Origin of the sequence: Streptomyces sp. 15-116A, from assembly GCF_025290915.1 — a bacterium.
Taxonomy (GTDB): Bacteria; Actinomycetota; Actinomycetes; order Streptomycetales; family Streptomycetaceae; genus Streptomyces.
Map to the genome: position 1 here is coordinate 1 of NZ_JAOCQE010000434.1, position 3,396 is coordinate 3,396.

Below are 3,396 nucleotides of genomic sequence, written 5' to 3' on the forward strand. Positions count from 1 at the left end.
CGGCGGGAACACGGCGGTGCCGTCGAGCAGCACGTCGGCGCCCTTGGCCGCGAGGTCCCCGACGGCCGGCGCGTCGAAGCCGGCCTCCAGCAGCCGGGCGCGCAGTCCGTACAGGCCGAGCGGGGTGAGCCGCACCATGCCGTAGCGGGAGACGTCGGTGTCGTCGAGGGGCTCCTCCTCGGCGTCGGCCATGAGCGCCTCGTCGACGGGCTGGTACGCCACGAGCCCCACCGGCTCCAGCAGCCGGAACTGCTCGTCCAACCGCATCATCGCGTCGGACACCTGCTCCAGCACGGCGTTCGTGGGCTCCGCCATGTCGTTGGGCACCAGCACGGAGGCGGCGAGCGCCGGCAGCGGCACCGCCGTGGTCGCGGGCCCGGGGTCGCCGACGGTCATCAGGTACAGGTTGCCGAGCACCCCGTCGAGGAACTCCGCCTCGGCCTCGGGGTCCCAGTCGAGCGAGTCCAGATCGAGCACCCCCGACCCCTCGCCCTCGGCGATGGCGTCCACCAGCCCGCCGAGATCGGGGGTACTGGCGTCGGCGAGCACGGCCTCCAGGGCAGCGAGCCACACGCCCAGCACGTCCTGCGGAGATCCGCCGGTGAGCAGCGCCAGTTCGGCGCCCGCCCGGACGGTGCCCTCCTCCTCGTCGACGACCTCGACGAGCCCGGCGTCCACCGCGATCCGCCACGCCTCACTGGCCTCGGCGGCGGCGTCCTCCCCGGTCAGCGCCAGCACCTCGGCCGCGGCGGGCAGCTGCTCGTCGACGAGCCCTCCCCCGGCGTCGACCCTGACCTCGGGTCCGGCCCAGCGGGCGAGCCGGGCGGCCCGGGACAGCAACGGTGTGGACAGCGCGTCGCGCGCCAGCTCCGCTTCGGGGTGCAGGCGCACCGGCGGCAGGGGGGAGCTGTCTGACATCGGCTGTTTCTCCTAGGGCGCCTTGTACGACTCAGCCGCTCAGCCTAGACGGGTTTCCACCCATGCCGCCCGCTTCATCTCCTCTTCAGCGACCGTACATGGCCGAAACCTTGACAAGTGCCCTGGTCCGGCTGGACATTGACGCGCGTAGAAATCGACGGACCGCCCGATGTCTACGCGCGTCACCACCCCTCATCCCGGCGCTCCACATGTCCCTCGGAGGGATCCACGTTGCCGAGCAAGTCGTCCTCCCGTCTCGCCGCGCTCACCGTCGCCGCCGTGTGCACAGCGGCCCCGCTCGCCCTGCCCACCCCGGCGCACGCCGACTCCGTACGCATTCATGACCTCCAGGGCGACACCCGCATATCCCCGTACGCGGGTCAGCAGGTCACCGACGTGACCGGAATCGTCACGGGCATCCGCACCTACGGCTCCTCCCGAGGCTTCTGGATCCAGGACCCGAACCCGGACACCGACCCCGCCACCAGCGAGGGCGTCTTCGTCTACACGGGCTCGACCCCCAAGGGAGTCACCAAGGGCGATGCCGTGACCGTCTCCGGCACGGTCACCGAGTACGTCCCCGGCGGCACCTCCTCGGGCAACCAGTCCCTGACGGAGATCACCCGCCCCACCTTCACGGTCACCTCGTCGGGCAACGCGCTCCCGGAACCCACCCCGATCACCTCCCGCACCGTCCCGTCGGCCTACACCGCCACCCCCAACGGCTCGATCAACGACCTCCCCCTGCGCCCCTCGACCTACGCCCTGGACCACTACGAGTCCCTGGAGGGCATGACCGTCCAGGTCTCCGACACGCGCGTGGTCGGCGCGACCGACCCGTACGCGGAACTCTGGGTCACGGTGAAGCCGTGGGAGCACCGCAACCGCCGGGGCGGCACGGTCTACGGCTCCTACGACTCCCAGAACACCGGCCGCCTGCAGATCCAGTCCCTGGGCAGCGCCGCCGACTTCCCGGACGCGAACGTCGGCGACACCCTCACCGGCACCACCACGGGCCCCCTGGACTTCAACCAGTACGGCGGCTACACCCTGGTCGCCTCCGAGCTGGGCACCCTGGAATCCCGCAACCTCCAGCGAGAGACGACCCGCAAGCAGACCAGTCGCGAACTGGCGGTCGCCACGTACAACGTCGAGAACCTCGACCCGACCGACGACACCTTCGCGGCCCACGCCGCCGCGATCGTGAACAACCTGCAGTCGCCCGACATCGTGTCCCTGGAGGAGATCCAGGACAACAACGGCGCCACCGACGACGGCACGGTGGCCGCCGACCAGACCCTGACGAAGCTGACCGACGCCATCGAGGCGGCCGGCGGCCCGCGCTACGAGTGGCGGGCGATCGACCCGGCCGACAAGTCGGACGGCGGCGAGCCCGGCGGCAACATCCGCCAGGTGTTCCTCTTCAACCCCGCCCGCGTCTCCTTCGTGGACCGCCCCGGCGGCGACGCCACCACCCCGGTGGACGTCACCAAGACCGACGGCAAAGCCGCGCTCACCCTCTCCCCCGGCCGCATCGACCCGGCCTCGGAGGCCTTCACCAACAGCCGCAAGCCCCTCGCCGGCGAGTTCACCTTCCGCGGCCGCACGGTCATCGTCATCGCCAACCACTTCGCCTCGAAGGGCGGCGACCAGAGCCTGACGTCACACCACCAGCCCCCGTCCCGCACCTCGGAGACCCAGCGCCACCTCCAGGCCAAGGCGGTCCACGACTTCACCGCGAAGATCCTCAAGACCCAGAAGAACGCGAACGTCATCGCCCTGGGCGACATCAACGACTTCGAGTTCTCCGAGACAACGAAGATCCTCGAGGGCAAGGGCACCCTCTGGTCAGCGATCAAGTCGCTCCCCAGGAGCGAGCGTTACTCCTACGTCTACCAGGGCAACAGCCAGGTCCTGGACCAGATCCTGATCAGCCCGTCGATCCGCCGCTTCTCGTACGACAGCGTGCACATCAACGCGGAGTTCCACGACCAGATCAGCGACCACGACCCCCAGATCCTGCGCTTCCACCCGTAAGCAAGAACGGGAGCGTGGGCGGCGATGCCCACGCTCCCGAGGCACCACGACGCGCGGATTGGCGCCGCACCCGCCCACGCCCACCGGCCCCGACTCACCCACCGGCCGTAGGCGCCACGCGCACCCCCACCGAAGCCGCAGTGGCGCCGCAGGCATAGGACGCGCACCCCACCGGACAGGCACCGGCGTCACGTCTCAGCCAAGCCACCCGTGCGCATGCCCACGCCCACGCCCGCGCCCGCGCTCAAACCCGCGCTTGAGCCCGTACCCATAGCCGTGCCCGTGCCCATGCCCGTGGCCGTGCCCGTACTGCCGCCGCAACACAACCCCCGCCGCCACGACGGCCCCCGCCGCCACCCCGGCGATCACCACCGGCTTCGGCGCCTGCGCCGCACTGCTCCGCAGCTGCACCCCCACCGCCCCGGCCTTGTCCCGCAGGTC

The 3,396-nt window shown here is 71.1% G+C and carries 1 protein-coding gene and 2 pseudogenes; 1 reads left to right on the forward strand and 2 read right to left on the reverse strand.

Going from position 1 to position 3,396, the window contains the following annotated elements; translation table 11 throughout:
* Positions 1-918 (reverse strand): annotated as a pseudogene (locus tag N4P33_RS33895) (hypothetical protein); the annotation flags it as partial.
* Between the two features lie 231 nt (positions 919-1,149).
* Here N4P33_RS33895 and N4P33_RS33900 point away from each other — a divergent pair.
* Entirely contained in the window at positions 1,150-2,955 is a 1,806-nt protein-coding gene (locus tag N4P33_RS33900; protein ID WP_260830766.1) for an endonuclease/exonuclease/phosphatase family protein, read from the forward strand.
* Between the two features lie 195 nt (positions 2,956-3,150).
* Here N4P33_RS33900 and N4P33_RS33905 read toward each other — a convergent pair.
* Positions 3,151-3,396, reverse strand: a pseudogene (locus N4P33_RS33905) (DUF3618 domain-containing protein); the annotation flags it as partial.